16 protein-coding genes and 1 tRNA gene are annotated in these 17,047 nt (G+C 64.0%); 7 read left to right on the top strand and 10 right to left on the bottom strand.

Annotation, left to right across the window (positions count from 1 at the left end; genetic code table 11):
- The first annotated feature begins 43 nt into the window (after positions 1 to 43).
- The 4 genes from paaN (at position 44) to paaK (ending at position 4,437) form a co-directional block, all read left to right on the top strand.
- Positions 44 to 1,708: a phenylacetic acid degradation protein PaaN gene (gene paaN / locus AC1DB0_RS06300; RefSeq protein ID WP_476757645.1), complete on the top strand. Its 1,665-nt coding sequence runs from the start codon at positions 44 to 46 to the stop codon at positions 1,706 to 1,708.
- 13 nt (positions 1,709 to 1,721) lie between these two features.
- Complete coding sequence (gene paaG, locus AC1DB0_RS06305; RefSeq protein ID WP_054423669.1) at positions 1,722 to 2,510, top strand: 2-(1,2-epoxy-1,2-dihydrophenyl)acetyl-CoA isomerase PaaG; 789 nt, start codon at positions 1,722 to 1,724, stop codon at positions 2,508 to 2,510.
- Complete coding sequence (gene paaI, locus AC1DB0_RS06310) at positions 2,510 to 2,980, top strand: hydroxyphenylacetyl-CoA thioesterase PaaI (RefSeq protein WP_175169687.1); 471 nt, start codon at positions 2,510 to 2,512, stop codon at positions 2,978 to 2,980. Before paaG ends, paaI begins: the two co-directional genes overlap by 1 nt.
- Positions 2,981 to 3,117: 137 nt before the next feature.
- On the top strand, positions 3,118 to 4,437 hold the full coding sequence (paaK, locus tag AC1DB0_RS06315; RefSeq protein WP_054423660.1) for a phenylacetate--CoA ligase PaaK: 1,320 nt from the start codon (positions 3,118 to 3,120) through the stop codon (positions 4,435 to 4,437).
- Positions 4,438 to 4,536: 99 nt separating this feature from the next.
- On the opposite strand, the gene AC1DB0_RS06320 is transcribed toward paaK, so the two are convergent.
- From AC1DB0_RS06320 to radC, 6 genes are all read right to left on the bottom strand, one after another.
- Positions 4,537 to 5,940 carry an MATE family efflux transporter gene (locus AC1DB0_RS06320; protein ID WP_175169688.1) on the bottom strand — a complete coding sequence of 468 codons (1,404 nt, stop codon included), beginning with the start codon at positions 5,938 to 5,940 and terminating at the stop codon, positions 4,537 to 4,539.
- Positions 5,937 to 7,667 carry an ArnT family glycosyltransferase gene (locus tag AC1DB0_RS06325; protein WP_054423656.1) on the bottom strand — a complete coding sequence of 577 codons (1,731 nt, stop codon included), beginning with the start codon at positions 7,665 to 7,667 and terminating at the stop codon, positions 5,937 to 5,939. Before AC1DB0_RS06325 ends, AC1DB0_RS06320 begins: the two co-directional genes overlap by 4 nt.
- A gap of 124 nt (positions 7,668 to 7,791) precedes the next feature.
- Positions 7,792 to 8,058 carry a type B 50S ribosomal protein L31 gene (locus AC1DB0_RS06330; RefSeq protein WP_006218255.1) on the bottom strand — a complete coding sequence of 89 codons (267 nt, stop codon included), beginning with the start codon at positions 8,056 to 8,058 and terminating at the stop codon, positions 7,792 to 7,794.
- A gap of 271 nt (positions 8,059 to 8,329) precedes the next feature.
- Positions 8,330 to 9,178, bottom strand: a complete 849-nt coding sequence (gene kynA, locus AC1DB0_RS06335) for a tryptophan 2,3-dioxygenase (protein ID WP_054423651.1) — start codon at positions 9,176 to 9,178, stop codon at positions 8,330 to 8,332.
- Between the two features lie 184 nt (positions 9,179 to 9,362).
- A complete protein-coding gene (gene kynB, locus AC1DB0_RS06340) occupies positions 9,363 to 9,989 on the bottom strand; it encodes an arylformamidase (protein WP_006218257.1) in 627 nt (208 codons plus the stop codon).
- Between the two features lie 137 nt (positions 9,990 to 10,126).
- The gene (gene radC / locus AC1DB0_RS06345; RefSeq protein WP_175169690.1) at positions 10,127 to 10,804 is read right to left on the bottom strand and encodes a RadC family protein; all 678 of its coding nucleotides are present in this window, start codon (positions 10,802 to 10,804) and stop codon (positions 10,127 to 10,129) included.
- 49 nt (positions 10,805 to 10,853) lie between these two features.
- Between radC and AC1DB0_RS06350 the strand changes: the two genes are divergently transcribed.
- The 3 genes from AC1DB0_RS06350 to maiA are packed head-to-tail and all read left to right on the top strand — an operon-like array spanning position 10,854 to position 12,999.
- A complete protein-coding gene (locus tag AC1DB0_RS06350; RefSeq protein ID WP_156336599.1) occupies positions 10,854 to 11,330 on the top strand; it encodes an FKBP-type peptidyl-prolyl cis-trans isomerase in 477 nt (158 codons plus the stop codon).
- Positions 11,330 to 12,307, top strand: a complete 978-nt coding sequence (gene ispH / locus AC1DB0_RS06355; RefSeq protein WP_175169692.1) for a 4-hydroxy-3-methylbut-2-enyl diphosphate reductase — start codon at positions 11,330 to 11,332, stop codon at positions 12,305 to 12,307. The genes AC1DB0_RS06350 and ispH overlap by 1 nt, the downstream gene beginning before the upstream one ends.
- Positions 12,308 to 12,354: 47 nt before the next feature.
- Positions 12,355 to 12,999, top strand: a complete 645-nt coding sequence (gene maiA, locus AC1DB0_RS06360; RefSeq protein ID WP_054423640.1) for a maleylacetoacetate isomerase — start codon at positions 12,355 to 12,357, stop codon at positions 12,997 to 12,999.
- A gap of 131 nt (positions 13,000 to 13,130) precedes the next feature.
- On the opposite strand, the gene AC1DB0_RS06365 is transcribed toward maiA, so the two are convergent.
- The 4 genes from AC1DB0_RS06365 to AC1DB0_RS06380 form a co-directional block, all read right to left on the bottom strand.
- Positions 13,131 to 14,573, bottom strand: coding sequence for a DegQ family serine endoprotease (locus AC1DB0_RS06365; protein WP_476757644.1), 1,443 nt, complete (start codon positions 14,571 to 14,573; stop codon positions 13,131 to 13,133).
- Between the two features lie 78 nt (positions 14,574 to 14,651).
- Positions 14,652 to 15,986, bottom strand: a complete 1,335-nt coding sequence (locus tag AC1DB0_RS06370) for an ATP-binding protein (protein ID WP_427945197.1) — start codon at positions 15,984 to 15,986, stop codon at positions 14,652 to 14,654.
- On the bottom strand, positions 15,983 to 16,642 hold the full coding sequence (locus AC1DB0_RS06375) for a response regulator (protein WP_054423629.1): 660 nt from the start codon (positions 16,640 to 16,642) through the stop codon (positions 15,983 to 15,985). Before AC1DB0_RS06375 ends, AC1DB0_RS06370 begins: the two co-directional genes overlap by 4 nt.
- 152 nt (positions 16,643 to 16,794) lie before the next feature.
- Positions 16,795 to 16,870, bottom strand: a tRNA-Thr gene (locus AC1DB0_RS06380).
- Positions 16,871 to 17,047: the final 177 nt, after the last annotated feature.

The following is a 17,047-nucleotide window of genomic DNA, read 5'->3' on the forward strand; positions in this document are numbered from 1 at the left end:
CGGCGCAGCCGGTCAGACACAACATATTCATTGGAGAGACGCAGTGTCCCAGAAATTCTTCGAACGCCATCAGCCCCTGCTGGAACAATCCCTGGCTGCCGCCGCACTGCGCGGCTACTGGAGCCCGTTTGCCGAATCGCCCAGCCCCCGCAACTATGGCGAAACCGCCAACGACGACGGCCGCGCCGCGTTTGAAGCGCTGAAGGGCAAGCCTTTCCCGCTGAACCTGCATGATGCCGACGGCACCGTGGGCAGCGAGAAATCTCCTTATGGTTTTGATCTGGGCATCACGTATCCGCACGTGCCCGTCGACAAGCTCATCGCCGCTTCCAAGCGCGCGCTGGAAGACTGGCGCCGTGCCGGCCCCCAAGCGTGGGTGGGCGTGTCGCTGGAAATTCTGGCTCGTCTGAACAAGCTCAGCTTCGAGATCGCCTACGCGGTTCAGCACACCACCGGCCAAGGTTTCATGATGGCCTTCCAGGCGGGCGGCCCGCACGCGCAAGATCGCGGCTTTGAAGCCGTGACCTACGCGTGGCAGGAAATGTCGCGTATTCCGGGCGTGTCCATCTGGGAAAAGCCGCAGGGCAAGAACGACCCCATCCGCATGGAAAAGCAATTCACTGTGGTGCCGCGTGGCGTGGCGCTGGTGATCGGCTGCTCGACGTTCCCCACCTGGAACGGCTACCCAGGTCTGTTTGCCAGCCTGGCCACTGGCAACACCGTTATCGTCAAGCCGCACCCCGGCGCCATTCTGCCGCTGGCCATCACCGTGAAGGTCGCGCGCGAAGTGCTGCAAGAAGCAGGCTTTGACCCCGACGTGGTGTTGCTGGCCGCACACGAAGCCGGCGACGACACCGCGCAAAAGCTGGCGCTGGACCCGGCCGTCAAGATCGTTGACTTCACCGGCAGCACCGCCAACGGCGACTGGCTGGAAAACAATGCCCGCCAGGCGTTGGTTTACACCGAGAAGGCCGGCGTCAACCAAGTCATCATCGATTCCACCGACGACCTGAAGGGCGTGGCGCGCAACCTGGCGTTCTCGCTGGCGCTGTATTCGGGCCAGATGTGCACCGCACCGCAAAACATCTACGTGCCGCGCGATGGCATCAACACGCCGGAAGGCCGCGTCAGCTTTGATGACGTCGCCGCCGCCCTGGGCGTGGCGCTGGAAAAGCTTGGCGCCGACGCGGCACGCGCCGTCGAATTGACGGGCGCCATCCAGAACGAAGGCATCGTCGAACGCATCGAAAAGGCCCGCGCACTGGGCCTGCCGGTGGTGGCCGACAGCAAGACGCTGACGCACCCGCAATTTGAAAATGCCCGCGTCCGCACGCCGCTGCTGCTGCGCACGGAAGCCGGCAACGCTGCCATCAGCCAGGAATGGTTTGGCCCGATCGCCTTCGTGGTGGCGACGGACTCCACCGCGCACAGCGTCCAGCTGGCGCGCGATAGCGTCATCCAGCACGGCGCGCTGTCGCTGTCCGCCTACACGACCGACCCGCAAGTGGCCGATCAGGTGCAGGACGCGGCGGAAGTGTCGGGCGTGTCCTTGTCGTTGAACCTGACGGGGGCAGTGTTCGTCAACCAAACCGCGGCCTTCAGCGACTTCCACGGCACCGGCGCCAACCCGGCCGCCAACGCGGCGCTGTCCGACACGGCCTTCGTGTCGAACCGCTTCCGCGTGGTGCAAACCCGCCGTCACGTCTGACAGGGCGACGCTTATGAGCTATCAGGATATTCAATTTGATTTGTCCAACGGCATCGCGCGTCTGACGCTGAACCGCCCGGACAAACTGAACAGCTTCACCGCCAACATGCACGGCGAAGTGGCCGACGCGTTGACGCGCGTTGAAACCGAAGGCGCGCGCGTGCTGGTGCTGACGGGTGCTGGCCGCGGCTTTTGCGCAGGCCAGGACTTAAGCGAGCGCAAGCCCGCCGAAGACGGCACGCCGCCCGACCTGGGCGAAACCGTCGACAAGTTCTACGGCCCGCTGGTGCGCCGCCTGAACGCCTTGCCCATGCCCGTTGTGGTGGGCGTGAATGGCGTGGCGGCCGGCGCGGGCGCCAACTTGGCGTTTGCGGGCGATATCGTCATCGCCAAGGCCTCGGCCAATTTCATCCAGTCGTTTTGCCGGCTGGGCCTGATTCCCGATACCGGCGGCACCTTCGTGCTGCCGCGCCTGGTTGGCCGGGCGCGCGCCATGGGCTTGGCGATGTTGGGCGACAAGCTCAGCGCCAAGCAAGCCGAAGAATGGGGCTTGATCTGGCAATGCGTGGCGGACGAAGAATTCGACGCCACGCTGAACCGTCTGGCTCAACATTTTTCGACGGCGCCCACCAAGGGCCTGGCGTTCACCAAGCGCGCCTTGCAGGCCAGCTTGGCGAACGACCTGTCGACGCAGCTGGACCTGGAACGCGACATGATGCGCGAACTGGGCCGCAGCGCCGATTACGCTGAAGGCGTGGCCGCGTTCCTGGGCAAGCGCGAACCGCAATTCAAGGGGCAATGATGACCGTGCACGTTCCCACTGTTGAGGTGCCGAGCGATCCCCAGGAATTGGCGCAGGCCGTTGGCACCGTGATGTATGCGGGCGACGCGGCATCGCAGGGCTTGGACATGAAGGTCGAAGACATGGCGCCGGGCTATGCGCGTCTGACGATGCGCGTGCGCGCCGACATGCTCAACGGGCACAAGACCTGCCATGGCGGCTTCATCTTCGCGCTGGCCGACAGCGCGTTCGCGTTCTCTTGCAATTCGCGCAATGTCAGCACGGTAGCGTCCGGCTGCACGATCGACTATCTGGCCCCGGGCTTCGAAGGCGATCTGCTGACCGCCGTGGCAGAAGAGCGGTCGCTGGCCGGCCGCACGGGTGTATACGACGTGACCGTCACGAATCAAGACGGGCGCAACGTCGCGCTGTTCCGAGGGCGGTCCTATCGCATCAAGGGCCAGATCGTGGGGGTCCCCGCCGAGGCCTGAGTGGCAGGCCTGCGGCACAACGCTGAACCCGTCATCCAACCAAAGACAAGATCGCCGGCCAAGCGGCGCGCGCATGGGGGTGTTGCCCCCGGCGCGGCCCGGACCGGTGTAGAGCGAATTTCAGGAGAGAGATAACCATGTCCAACACCATAAGCAAGCCGGGGCTGGACCCCATCGAGCATGCCAGCGAGGACGAGCTTCGCGCGTTGCAGCTTGAGCGTCTGAAGTGGAGCCTCAAGCACGCATACGAGAACGTTGCGCACTACAAAAAGGCCTTCGACGAAGCGGGCGTGCATCCGGACGATTTGAAGCAGCTGTCCGATATTTCCAAGTTCCCCTTCACGACGAAGAAGGAACTGCGCGACAACTATCCGTTCGGCATGTTTGCGGTGCCGCGCGAGCGCATTTCGCGCATTCATGCGTCCAGCGGCACGACGGGCAAGCCGACGGTTGTGGGCTACACCAAGAGCGACCTGGACAACTGGGCCAACCTGGTGGCGCGGTCGATCCGCGCAGCCGGCGGCAAGCCGGGCGACACCGTGCACATCGCCTACGGCTACGGGCTGTTCACGGGTGGCCTGGGTGCGCACTACGGTGCGGAACGCCTGGGCTGCACGGTCATCCCGATGTCGGGTGGCCAAACCGAAAAGCAGGTGCAGCTGATCAATGATTTCCGTCCGGACATCATCATGGTCACGCCTTCCTACTTCTGCAATATTCTCGAAGAACAGCGCCGCCAGGGTATTGATCCGCGTCAAAGCTCGCTGCGTATCGGCATCTTCGGCGCTGAGCCGTGGACGGGCCAGATGCGCGCCGACATCGAGGCCGAAGCCGGCATCGACGCCGTGGACATCTACGGCTTGTCGGAAGTGATGGGCCCGGGCGTGGCCAGCGAATGCGTGGAAACCAAGGATGGTCCGGTGGTGTGGGAAGACCATTTCTACGCCGAGATCATCAACCCGGACACCGGCGAACCCGTGGCCGATGGCGAACCCGGCGAGCTCGTGTTCACGTCGTTGACCAAGGAAGCGATGCCCATCATCCGCTACCGCACGCGTGACCTGACCCGCCTCTTGCCGCCCACCGCGCGCAGCATGCGCCGCATTGGCAAGATCACGGGCCGCAGTGACGACATGCTGATCGTGCGTGGCGTGAACATGTTCCCGACGCAGGTCGAAGAGCTGGTGCTGAAGATCGCGCAACTGGCGCCGCACTATCAGCTGGTGCTGTCGCGCACGGGCAATATGGACGAGCTTGAAATCCTGACGGAAGTGCGCGCCGAGTTCTCGGGCCTGTCGGACGACGAACGCAACAACCTGGGCAAGCAGCTGCAACATGCCGTGAAGACGCACATCGGCGTCAGCGCGCGCATCCAGGTGTCTGATGCTGGCCATGTCGAGCGCACGTTGACGGGCAAGGCGCGTCGTGTGATCGACAAGCGTCCGAAAGTGGTCTGATCCTGGCCCTTGGCCCTTGGCTCCTGGCGTAATTCAGTCAGGGAATAAAAATGGCAGCCTTTTCGGGCTGCCATTTTTTTGGATTCAAACGCTGAGAGCTTACTGTTGCGCCATCGTCCGCACGATGCGGCGGTACCAGAAGTGGAGCAGGGCGGCAGACAAGGCCAGCCCAACCATCGCCATCAGCCACATGCTGCCCGCGCCTTCGGGCGAACCCGGCACCAACACATTGCGGATGCCATCCAGCCCGCCACGGCCCGGGCCGAAGCCAAACCACCAGCCGCCGACGAGCCCAACGCCCGCTAGCGCCACCATTTGCAGCAGCAACGGCACCACCGCCACCTTGTAGGCGCGCAAGAGGTAGGAGTTGATGCACTGCATGGAATCGAACAAGTGAAACAGCGGCAGTACCGCCAGCAGCGTCGTGGCCACGGCGGCGACTTCGGCGTCGTTGGTATAGGCGGCAAGAATAAGCGGACGGCCGGCCAGCAGCACGGCCGCGGTTAGCAACGCGCCGATCAGGCCCAGCGCCAAGCCGGCCATGCCCGTGCGATGCGCGTGCGCCATATTGCCGGCGCCAATGGCTTGCGCGGTCAGCGCGGCGGTGGCCACGCCCAGCGCCATCGGCATCATGTAGCACAGCGCCGCCAGGTTCGACATGATCTGGTGGCCGCCCGTGACGAAGGTGCCTTCGCGGGCCACCAGCAGGGCCATGAACGTGAAGGCCGACACTTCCACCAGGTACGAGCCGCCCATCGGGATGCCCAGGCGCAGCAGTTCCTTCAGCGTCTTCCAGTCGGGTTTGCCCACGCGAAGCTGGAAGCGGCGGTAGAAGCGGTCATGCGTGATCACCCACAATCCCAACCCCAGGCTCATCCACGACACGATGGCCGTTGCCAGGCCGGCGCCGGTCGCGCCCATGGCGGGCAGGCCAAAATTGCCGTAGATCAACAGCCAGTTGAAGAAGGCCTTGAAACCGATGGCCGACAGGTTGATCGCCATGACGAGCTTGGGCCGCGACACGGACGTGCCCAGCGCGTAGATGGTGCGGAACACCAGCGCGGCGGGCAGCGCCAGCACCAGCGCTTGCAGGTAGGAGCCAATGCGCTCGCGCACGCCAGGGGCGACGTTGCCCGACATCGATAGCCAGACATCCGGGAATAGCATCAGGATGGCGCCCACCACCGAAAGCCCAAGCGCCAGCCAGACGCCCTGGCCCCAGCTGCGGCCCACTTCGTGATTGTTGCCCGCGCCGTAGTGCTGGGCCAGGATGGGAATCAGGGCGTGCACAACGCCCATCAGGCCCACGAATACGGTGATGTAGATCGAGGCCGATAAGGCCATCGCGGCCAGATCGCTGGCGTTGGAGTGGCCCGTCATGGCGGTGTCCAGCACGCCGAACGAGATGCCGGCCCACTGGCTGATCAGCACCGGCCAGGCCTGCTTGGCAATGCCGCGCAGGGTGGCGCCGAATGACATCGGCGCCGTGTTCACGGCATTCATCGGTTGGGGCCGACTCGCAGCAGGCGGAAGACTTCCTGCCGGTCGGCGCGGCGGCCGCCTTGCCACAGCACGTCGGCGCCGTCGCTATACGCGGCGGTGTTGTCGCGCAGGCTTTGATTGCTGGTCTGTTGCAGGATCAGCGTGCACTTGGCGTCGAACGTGAAGCTCAAGTTATTGAAGATCAGGAACGAGGCGCGTTGGCCGCTGCCCAGGCTCAAACCCCGCACGCATTCACCGGGCCGTTTGTGTTGTTCCAGCGCCTGCGCCAATTGACCCGACACCGTGCGATAGCTGCGCGCGTAGTCCACGGCAGGCTGCCACAGCAGCACCAGCAGAATCCACGTCACCGTCAGGCCGCCTGCGGACAACACCGTGCCGCGCCACAGGGCTTGCGGACGCACGCGCAGCCGCCACACCACCAGCGCGATCCAGGCCACGGTGAAAATCACGGCGAGCGTGAATGCGCCCCACGAAATGACGGGCTCGTAGCCGGTCGTCTGGCGGGCGATGTTGCGGGAGATCTGTGCGGGCCAGTGGAAGTGCAGCGCCACCCAGCCCAGCCAGGCGGTTGCAGCCGTCAGCGAGAAGCACATGACGGCAAACCAATCAAGCGTATTGACCACGCCGCGGCGCAGCGTTGGCAGCGAGAACGCACCCAGCACGGCGCACGGCACCGCCAACAGGACGTACTCGGAATCGGTGGCTTCTTCCAGGCCGAACAGCACCAGCGCCGAGCACACCAGCAGCATCAGCGGCAGCCAGATGTGGGGGGCGTAGATCCAGGCGCGCCAGCGCCAGACGGCCAACAGCGCCAACGGCCAGGTGGGCCACAAGTACCAGGGCAGGTCGCGCAGCGTGCGCCCGATGTCATGCCACGACGGCAGCGCAAAGGACGACAGGTTCCAGGTCTTCCAGTTGCGTATCCAGTACTGGCTGGTTTCGCTGGCAGGAATCCACCAGGCGAGGATCAGCGCAACGGTCAGCAGGGCCGCCCAGGGCAGCCAGCGCTTGCACTTCCACAATTGGCTGCGCGGGTAGAAGGCCAGCAACGCGCCGATCATGATGGGCACGGCGCCGACCCAGCCGCGCGTCAGGAAGCTGGCGGCCAGCGCGATGCCTAGCGTCGTGGTGCCAGTGAAGGGGCGGTCGACGCTGCGCGCCAAGGAATAGAAAGCCAGTGCCTGGCACGCCATGATCGCCGGCACAACCGTGGTTTCATGCGTGCGCTGCAGGATGCCCACGGTGGCCAGCAGCAGCAGCAAAGCGGCGTCGGCCAGCATGCGGCCGTAGTCGCGTGGTTCAGGTTCGCCGCCAAAGGGCAGGGCCAGCGGTTGGGCTTCGGCGCGGCGGCCCAGCAGATAGGTGCCGTACCAGACGCTGGTCGCGGTAATGCCAAACCACAGCAGATTGGGCAGGCGGCCAGCGGTGATGTCGCCAATAAAGGGGCCAAACAGCCAAATGCAGATGGCGCCCACCCAGGTAATCAGCGGGCCTTCTTCGGCGTGCGCCAAGTGGCCCACTTGCGGCAGCAGCCACGTGATGCCGCCTTCGCGGATCGCCGTGATCATCGTCGCCAAACCCACCGCATCATCCGTTTTCCACGGGTCGCGCATGAACAGGCCGGCCACGACATAGGCCAGCGCCAAGCCCAGCAAAATCAGTCTGGGGAGCTTCGCGGTCGCCACGGAGGTGAGCCGGGCGGGAGTGGAAAGAGAAAGTGGGGACACGGGCGTTAATGTAACCGAGTGATCTGGTTGCGCCAGCCCCCAGTATGCAAGAAGCCGTCTAGGGGGGAAAAAAAAGCAGCCCGAAGGCTGCCTTTTTGCTGTGACTCCCGTAGGAGCAACAGGATCAGGAAGCGGACTTGACCGTGCCGGCCGTACGGGCGAAGCGGGCGCGGAACTTTTCCACACGGCCGGTTTCGACGATACGCGTTTGGGCGCCGGTGTAGAACGGGTGCGATTCGGAGGTCACGTCGCACTTGAAGAGCGGGTACGTCTTGCCGTCGATTTCAACGGTTTCGCGCGTGTGGACCGTCGAACGGGTGATGAACTTGTTGCCCGTTTGCAGGTCGGCGAAGACGACTTCGCGGTATTCGGGGTGAATGCCTTCTTTCATGGTGCTTAATCCTTGGACCCGCTAGGGAGTCTTTCTCAAGAGTTAGGGTCGCCAGCCAGGACGCGAAAAGCGGGTTACAGGGGTTCGATATTTTGGCTGACAACGATGGGTTGCCGCTGCGAAATACCGAATCACTGAATCACTTATGCGAGGACTCTAGCCACGTATCCAAAAAGTAACCCCAAATTCTAGCACGGGAAAATCCTGCTACGCCAGGGCAAAAGGGGGCTGCGGCGTGCGTTGCCTTCGGTGCCGAATAAGGGGACGGATTTCAAAGTTCCGTGCGCAGTTTCCAGATTTCCGGGAACAGCACGACGTCCAGCATGCGCCGCAGGTAATCCACGCCCGACGTGCCGCCCGTGCCGCGTTTGAAGCCGATGACGCGTTCGACCGTCGTGACGTGGCGGAATCGCCACAGCCGGAAGGCGTCTTCCAGATCAGTCAGCTTTTCGCCCAACTGATACAGATCCCAATAGCGGTCGGTGTCGCGGTAAACCGTCAGCCAGGCGGCTTCCACGCCTTCAGAGGATTCGTACGGCTGGGTCCAGTCGCGGTCCAGCCGGTCGGCGGGAACCGTGATGCCCTGACGCGCCAAGAGGCGCAGCGCTTCGTCGTACAGCGAAGGCGCGACGTAGGCGCTTTGCACCTGAGCCAGCAGGTCTTCGCGATGCGCATGGGGTTTGAGCATCGCGGCGTTCTTGTTGCCCAGCAGGAATTCGATCTGGCGGTACTGATAGCTTTGAAAGCCGCTGGAACGGGCCAGGTAGGGGCGCAGCGCGGAATATTCGGGCGGCGTCATCGTCGCCAGCACATCCCAGGCGTGAACCAGCTGCTCCATGATCTTGCTGACGCGCGCCAGCATCTTGAAGGCGGGTTGCAGGCGGTCGGCCGCCACGTTGGCGATAGCGGCGCGCAGCTCGTGCAGCATCAGCTTCATCCAGAGTTCGCTCGTCTGATGCTGAATGATGAAGAGCATCTCGTTGTGCTCGGGCGACAGCGGATGCTGCGCGCCCAGCACTTCGTCCAGATGCAGGTAATCGCCGTAGGTCATGTCGCGCGTGAAATCGAGCTGCGCTTTTTCCTGGTGGACGATGTCTTCGGGGCGGTGCGGGCAGCTCATGCTTGGCCTCCGTGGCAGGGCGGGGCGGCGCGGCGGGCTGACGCGGGCAGGGCGCGCCAGCCGGGCGCGCGGGGGCGGGCGCAGGCAAGCGCCGCACAGAGGGTGTCAGACAGGTTCATGGTCGTGCGTCTTCGAGAGCGAGCGGGCCGGCGTGAGGCGGCCGCTCAAAGGCCAGCGGACCAGCCTACAGTTCGCGCAAGACGGCGCGAACCGGGCTGGCATCAGCCTGGACCAAAGCCAACGGCAGGGCGATCAATTCGTAATCGCCTTCCGGCACATCATCGAGCACCAGGTTTTCAAGCACCCGCATGTCGTGCCGCAAGATCGTGTGATGGCTGTCCAGGGTCTTGCTGGACGCGGGGTCGATGCTGGCGGTATCCAGTCCGATCAGCATGACGCCGCGTTCGGCCAGCCATTCGATGGTCTGGGGCGCGTAGGCGGAGAAATCGTCGGTCCACCAGTCTTGCGCCGCGTGCTTGGCGGTGCGCACGAGCACGCGCGGAGGAAGATTCAGGGCCGCATGGGCCAGGTGGTCGGTGGTGATCAGCGGGCCGCAGTCGATCGCGTGGATCACGCGGCAGGGGCCTAGAAAGGGTTCCAGCGACACCGCACCGATGGCCGCGGCGCCGTTCTGATAGTGCAGCGGGGCATCCGCATGCGCGCCGATATGCGGCGACAGTGTGATTTCACTGACATTGACCGGACAGCCGGGCGTAAGCGACCACTTCCATTGCTGGCGGTACGGCGTGTCGCCGGGAAAAACAGGCGACGCCGTGGAGACGGGCGGGGAAATGTCCCACAAGCGTTTCATCAGAAGCGTTTCAAGTCTGGCAGGGAAGGGGCAGGCAAAAGCGGGGCCGGCAAAAACGGCAATCGGTCATGCGAATAGGTTAAAGCCTAAAGCAATTCCGGGCGGTAGTCTAACGAATTCCGGCGGCGCGCGGGGAGCTACATGCCGCCCAGTTCGGCCATGGAGATGACGGCTGCCCCGGCGACGATCAAGTGGTCGATCAGTTTGATGTCCACCAGCGCCAGCGCCTGTTTCAGCTGCTGCGTGAAGCCGCGGTCGGCGGCGCTGGGTTCGGCCAGGCCCGACGGGTGGTTGTGCGCCACGATCAGGGCGGCGGCGTGGTGGCGCAGCGCCTCGCGGACGACTTCGCGCGGGTAGACAGACGCCTGCGACAGCGTGCCGCGCGCCAGTTCGCCCGTGGCGATCACGCGCAACTGGTTGTCCAGGTAGAGCGCGATGCAATGTTCCACCTGGCGATGTCCCAGCGCTGTCATGCAATAGCGTTTCACCTGGGACGGGTGGCGCAGGGCGTCGGCGCGCGTCAGGTCTTCCTCGACGGCCCGGCGGGCCAGTTCCAGCAGCGCGGCCAGGGTGCAGGCTTTGGCGGCGCCCAGCCCGGAAACGGTCATCAATTCGTCGGGTGTGGCCCCTAATAAGCCCCGCAACCCTGAAAAACGCTCGAGCAGGCGGCTGGAAAGATCCACCACGTTCAGCCCGGGAATGCCCGTGCGCAGGGCGATGGCGAGCAGTTCCGCATCCTGGAGCGCAGCGGCCCCGTGGCGCAGCAGACGCTCTCGGGGACGCTCGTGTTTTGACAGCCGGACAGACAATTTCATAAGAGGCTCTAAAATCGGGGTTTATCCAATATCCATACGGTGGCAGATCTTGAGCAGCGCCTCTAACGAAGTGAACGTTTTTGTCCGTCAGGATTCCTACCTAACGCTGCATTACCGCATCACGCTCGCGTCCGGTCCTGGCAAGGATTCGGTCTTCGCCGATACCTTCGACGGCCGTCCCGGCACGCTGCAAATGGGCAGCGGCCAGTGGGCGCCCGGCATGGAAGCCGCGCTGATCGGCCATGCCGAAGGCGAAAAGTTCAGCGTGACGCTGGAGCCGGCTGACGCCTACGGCGACCGCAACCCCGAGCTGATTCAGCGCGTTACGCGCGGCATGCTGGCCGAGCACGCGGGCGCCGACGCCACGTTCGAGCCGGGCGACCTGGTGGAATTCACCGCGCCCAACGGCGGGCGTTATTCTGGCGTTCTGAAAGAAATCAACGATGAGTCGGCACTGTTCGACTTCAACCACCCGCTTGCGGGCATCAGCTTGCGCGTCGACGTGGCGCTGCTGGGAGTTCTCTGATGAGCAAGGCCGTTACCGCCGTCGACGCTGAAGTCCTGCTGGCTCAGCCGCGCGGCTTCTGTGCCGGTGTGGACCGCGCGATCGATATCGTCGAACGCGCGATCGAACTGCATGGCGCGCCGATCTACGTGCGTCATGAGATCGTGCACAACCGCTATGTGGTCGAAGACCTGCGCGCCAAGGGCGCCATCTTCATTGACGAGCTGGACGACGCGCCCGCGGGCGCCATCGTCGTGTTCTCGGCGCATGGCGTGTCCAAGGCGGTGCGGGCCGAAGCGGAATCGCGCGGCTTGCAGGTGTTTGACGCCACCTGCCCGCTGGTCACCAAGGTGCATATTGAAGTGGCGCGCATGCGTGCGGCCGGCCGCGAGATCATCATGATCGGTCACAAGGGCCACCCCGAGGTCGAGGGCACGCTGGGTCAGGCCCAGGGCGGCATGTATCTGGTCGAGACCGTGGAAGACGTGGCGGGCCTTGAAGTGACCGACCCCGAAAACCTGGCCTACGTCACCCAGACGACCCTGTCCGTCGATGATGCGGACGCGGTGTCCAAGGCGCTCAAGGCGCGTTTCCCCAGCATCGTCGAGCCCAAGAAAAGCGACATCTGCTACGCCACCCAGAACCGTCAGGACGCGGTGAAGGTGATGGCGCCGGATTGCGATCTGGTGCTGGTTGTGGGTAGCGTCAACAGCTCAAACTCGAATCGTTTGCGCGAAGTGGCCGAGCGCAAGGGCGTGGCGTCTTATCTGATCGATGGCGCGCAATCGATCGACCCGGCGTGGCTGGTGGGCCGCAAGCGCATCGGCGTCACGGCGGGCGCTTCCGCCCCCGAGATCCTGGTGCAACAGGTGATCGACCGCGTGAAGGAATTGGGCGCGGTGTCGGTGCGCACGATGCCCGGCCTGGAAGAAAATGTGGCGTTTCCGCTGCCCAAGGGCTTGTCGCGCAAGGCCGCGCAAACGGAATCGCTGGAATAAGCGGCCGCCGCCCGGCGCGGCGCCAGAAAAGACTTCAAGGAGACTTCATGCAGTTGTATAGCTATTTCCGCAGCTCGGCCGCGTACCGCGTGCGCATCGCCTTGAACCTCAAGGGCTTGCCGTACGAGACAGTGCCGGTGCATCTGCTGAAGGATGGCGGCCAGCAGTTGTCGGAGGGCTATCGCAAGCTGAATCCGACGGCGCTGGTGCCTACGCTGATTGACGGCGATGCGGTCATTGGCCAGTCGCTGGCCATCATTGAATACCTGGAAGAAACGCACCCCGACGTGCCGCTGTTGCCCGCTGACGCAATCGGCCGCGCGCGCGTGCGCGATCTGGCGTTGGGCATTGCGTGCGACACGCATCCGTTGAACAACCTGCGCGTGCTGAAGTATCTGAAGCACACCCTGGGTGTGGATGAAGCCGCAAAGACTGCCTGGTACAAGCATTGGGTGCATCAGGGGCTTGAGGCCCTGGAATCGCAACTGGCGCGTTCCAGCGCCACGGGTAACTTCTGTCACGGCGATACGCCGACCATTGCAGACCTGTGTCTGGTGCCGCAAGTGGCCAATGCGCAGCGCTTCGAATGCGATCTGTCGTCGATGCCCAATGTGGTGCGTATCGATGCCGCTTGCCGCGCGCTGCCGGCTTTTGCAAACGCCGCGCCGGGCAAGCAGCCCGACGCGGAGTAGGACGAGCCGACGCCGTACGACCCAAAGTCCTGAGACTCGAAGTCATACGGCGCCGATCGTAAAGCGCCGATCGTAAAGCGCTGATCGTAAAGCGCCGTTCGTAAAGCGCCGTTCGTAAGGCGCGGATGCGCTTAGCCGATCTGCACCGGCACGAAGATCTTGTCTTCGCCGCGCTGCACCAGCAGCGCAACCGTCTTGCCAGCTTTCGACAGTTCCGCCTTCACCTGCGCGATATCGCGCACGGGTACGCCGTTCAAGGACAGCAGCACGTCACCCGGTTCGATGCCCGCTTTGGCGGCCGGACCGGCCGAGCGCTCAATCAGCAGGCCTTCGGTGCCAGACGCCTGTTGCTCTTGCGGGCTCAGCGGGCGCAGGGCCAGGCCCAGTTGGCCGCGCTGCACGTCCTGATCCCCTGACGCCGTTTGCGACTTGTCCTTCGGCACGCCGCCCAGCGTGGCGACGAGTTCCTTCGGCGCGCCGGCACGCCAGACATCCAGCTTGATCTTCTCGCCGGGCGAGGCCAGCGTGATCATGGATGCCAAGTCACCAGAAGACACGATGGTCTTGCCGTTGATCTGCCGTACCACGTCGCCCGGTTGCAGGCCGGCCTTCTCAGCCGCGCTGCCTTTCTCGACGCTGGACACCAGTGCGCCGGACGGCGACTCCAGCTTGAACGAGTTGGCCAGGTCTTGATTCACTTCCTGCACCGTCACGCCCAACCGCGCATGCTGCACCTTGCCGTGCTGCAAGATCTGGTCCTTGATCTTGTAGGCCACATCGATGGGGATCGAGAACGACAGGCCCTGGAAGCCGCCTGTGCGGCTGTAGATCTGCGAGTTGATGCCCACGACTTCGCCGCGGTCGTTAAACAGCGGGCCGCCCGAATTACCCGGGTTGACGGCCACGTCCGTCTGGATGAACGGCACCGACGTATCGTCCGGCAGCGAACGCCCCTTGGCGCTGACGATGCCGGCCGTCGCGGTGTTCTCCAGGCCGTAGGGCGAGCCAATAGCCAACACCCATTCGCCCACCTGCAATTGGTTGACGTCACCCACCTTCACGACGGGCAGGTTCTTGGCGTCGATCTTGAGCACGGCCACGTCCGTCTGCGGGTCGGCGCCCAGCACCTTGGCCTTGAACTCACGGCGGTCGGTGAGCTTGACGGTCACTTCCTTGGCGTCTTGCACCACGTGCGCATTGGTCAGGATGGTGCCGTCGTTGCTGATGATGAAGCCCGAGCCTTCGCCGCGCATCGGTACTTCACGCGCTGGCATGCGGCCGCGCGAGCCGGGGATCTGGCCAAAGAACTGGGCGAAGGGATCACCATCGTCGGCCGACACCTTGCGGGTGCCACTGACGCTGATGTTGACAACGGCCGGCCCGAAGTCGCGCGTGATCTGCGCGAAGTTCGGCGGGCTGGAGGTATTGATCGATTGCGGCGCAGCGGCGACGGCCGGCGCGTTGGCCGCCATCGACACGCCGCCCATCACGGCGGTTGCGCCAGCGCCGCCAATGGCGCCAGCGGCCAGCAGCGCCAGCATCAGGCGCGAGGGTTTCATTTGCGAGGTCTTCATGTCGGCTCCTGGGTTCATGTTTGAGGACATGACGCTATCTTCGGGCCTGACACTTAGGTGAATCTTAAATCGCCGAAATCATCCGCGAAGGGGGAATTCCACGCGTGCGCGCAGCCCGTGGCTGCCGGGGGCGTCTTCCAGGAAAATTGCGGCGTGATGGCGGTCGGCGATGGCGCGGGCGATAGACAGCCCCAGGCCGCTGCCGTGCTGCGTATTGCCTTCGGCGCGGTAGAAGCGGTCGAAGACGCGTTCACGTTCGGCGGGGGGAATGCCGGGGCCTTCGTCGTCAATTGTGAAAGACACCTTGTCTTTCGCTTGATCCAAATGCAGCCGGATGCGCCCGCCTTCCGGTGAGTGCTTGATGGCGTTGTCCAGCAGGTTGCGCGCCAGCAGCACCAGCGCGTCGCGGTGCCCTTGCATGACGGCTTCATCGGCGCCGTCCATGTCGATGGTGATCGACTTGGTGTTCGCCTGCGGCAGGTTTTCAGACAGGGCCTGACGCAGCACGTCGGCCAGATCCACGGGGGCGGCGGGTGTCTGTTCGGCTGTGCTTTCGTGGCGGGCCATGGACAGCAACTGTTCGACCAGGCGTGTGGCGCGGTCGATGCCGGCGGCCAGGCGCTGTTCGGCAATCTGGCGGGCGTCTGGGTCGCTGGCGCGTCGCAGCGCTTGCAGTTGCAGGCGCAGTGCCGTCAGCGGAGATCGCAATTCATGGGCGGCGTCTCCGACGAATTGCTTTTGTTGCGCGAACGCGCCTCGCATGCGTTCCAGCAGCAGATTCAGTTCCACGATTAGGGGGCGGATTTCATCGGGCAGCCCCGTCACGCTGACGGGCGACAGGTCTTCGGGCTGCCGCGCGGCAACCTGTTCGCGCGCGCGATTGACGGGGCGCAGCGACCAGCTCACCACGCACCAGATGATCAGCATCAGAACGGGCGCCGCCGCCGCAATGGGCGCGATGGTGCGCAGAGCCAGCGCGCGCGCCATGTGCTTGCGCACGTCCATGTCCTGCGCAACTTGGATCACCTGGAAGGGCGTCGCCAGTGAATACACGCGATACGTGGTGCCTTCCATTTTGGCGTCGGAAAACCCCAGCACGATCTGGTCGGGCAGGGGGCGGCGCGAACGCGAGTTGAAGACGCGCAGGCCGTCAGGCGTCCAGATCTGGATGATCAGGTCGTCGGCCATGGGCGTGGCGGCGCCGCGGTTGTGCGTCGGGCCCGTGCTGAGCAAGCCATCGCCCGTGCCGAGTGACAGGGCGGTGCGTTGCAGCAGCGAATCAAAGATGTCGTCGGCCTGCGCGAGCGTGCTGCGATAGGCGATGGCGGCTTGCGCCAGCGCGCCGACCACGATGGCGGCCAGCAGGAAGAACAGCAGACGGGCTCGTAGCGAGTCGCTAAGCCGAATGCTCATGTTTTGGGAATGACATAGCCGACGCCTCTGACGTTCTGGATCAGGTTCGGACCCAGTTTCTTGCGCAGGCCATGAATATAAACCTCAACCGCGTTGCTGCTGACGCTGTCTTTCCAGCTGTAGAGTTTTTCTTCCAGCTGGGCGCGCGAAAAGATCATGCCCGGGCGGGCGATCAGGGGTTCCAGTACGGCCCATTCGCGGGCGGTCAGCGCAACGGGCGTGCCATCTACCATCGCCGCATGCGATTGCGGGTCGATGGTGATGCCTTCGTGCTCAAACACGGGCTCGGCGCGCCCGGCGCTGCGGCGGATCAGCGCGCGCATGCGGGCCAGCAGTTCGTCTACGTCGTACGGTTTGACGACGTAGTCGTCCGCGCCGGCGTCCAGCCCCGCGATGCGGTCGCTGACGGCGTCGCGGGCGGTGGCGATCAGGACCGGCGTGCGGTCCTTGCGCGTGCGCAGGTCGCGCAACAAGGTCAGGCCGTCGCGCTTGGGCAGGCCCAGGTCCAGCAGAATCAAGTCATAGGTGTCGGTGCGCAAGGCCAGCTCGGCAGCGTTGCCGTCCTTGACCCAGTCGACGGCGTAATGCTCCGCGCGCAGGCAGTCCAATACGCTTTCACCGATCATGATGTCGTCTTCGACGAGAAGGATGCGCATGGTGGTCTTCGCTTGGCTGATGGAAAATCCAGCAAGTTGGACGCGTGTGGGGCGGATGGAGTTCCCGTGAACGGGCCGCCAAGGGAAGGGGCGCTCGAGCGAAGGATGCGCGGAAATGAAAAAAGCAGCCCGAGAGGGCTGCTTTTTGAATTTGGTGCCGGCAATAGGAGTCGAACCTACGACCTTCGCATTACGAATGCGCTGCTCTACCAACTGAGCTATGCCGGCAAGACCATTTGCTTCAACTTCTGCGTGCCGGTGTTGAATTCGGCGATGCTGAACAACAAGCAAAACATCTTTGTTTCTTCCCGTTCACTGGCCTGTTTTTAGGGCCTGATCTGGAAAGACCGAAATCATATCAGAGTTTTTTCGCGATGGGAAACAATCGACGCAAAAAGATCTAAA

This window comes from Achromobacter sp. 10T422, assembly GCF_056394065.1.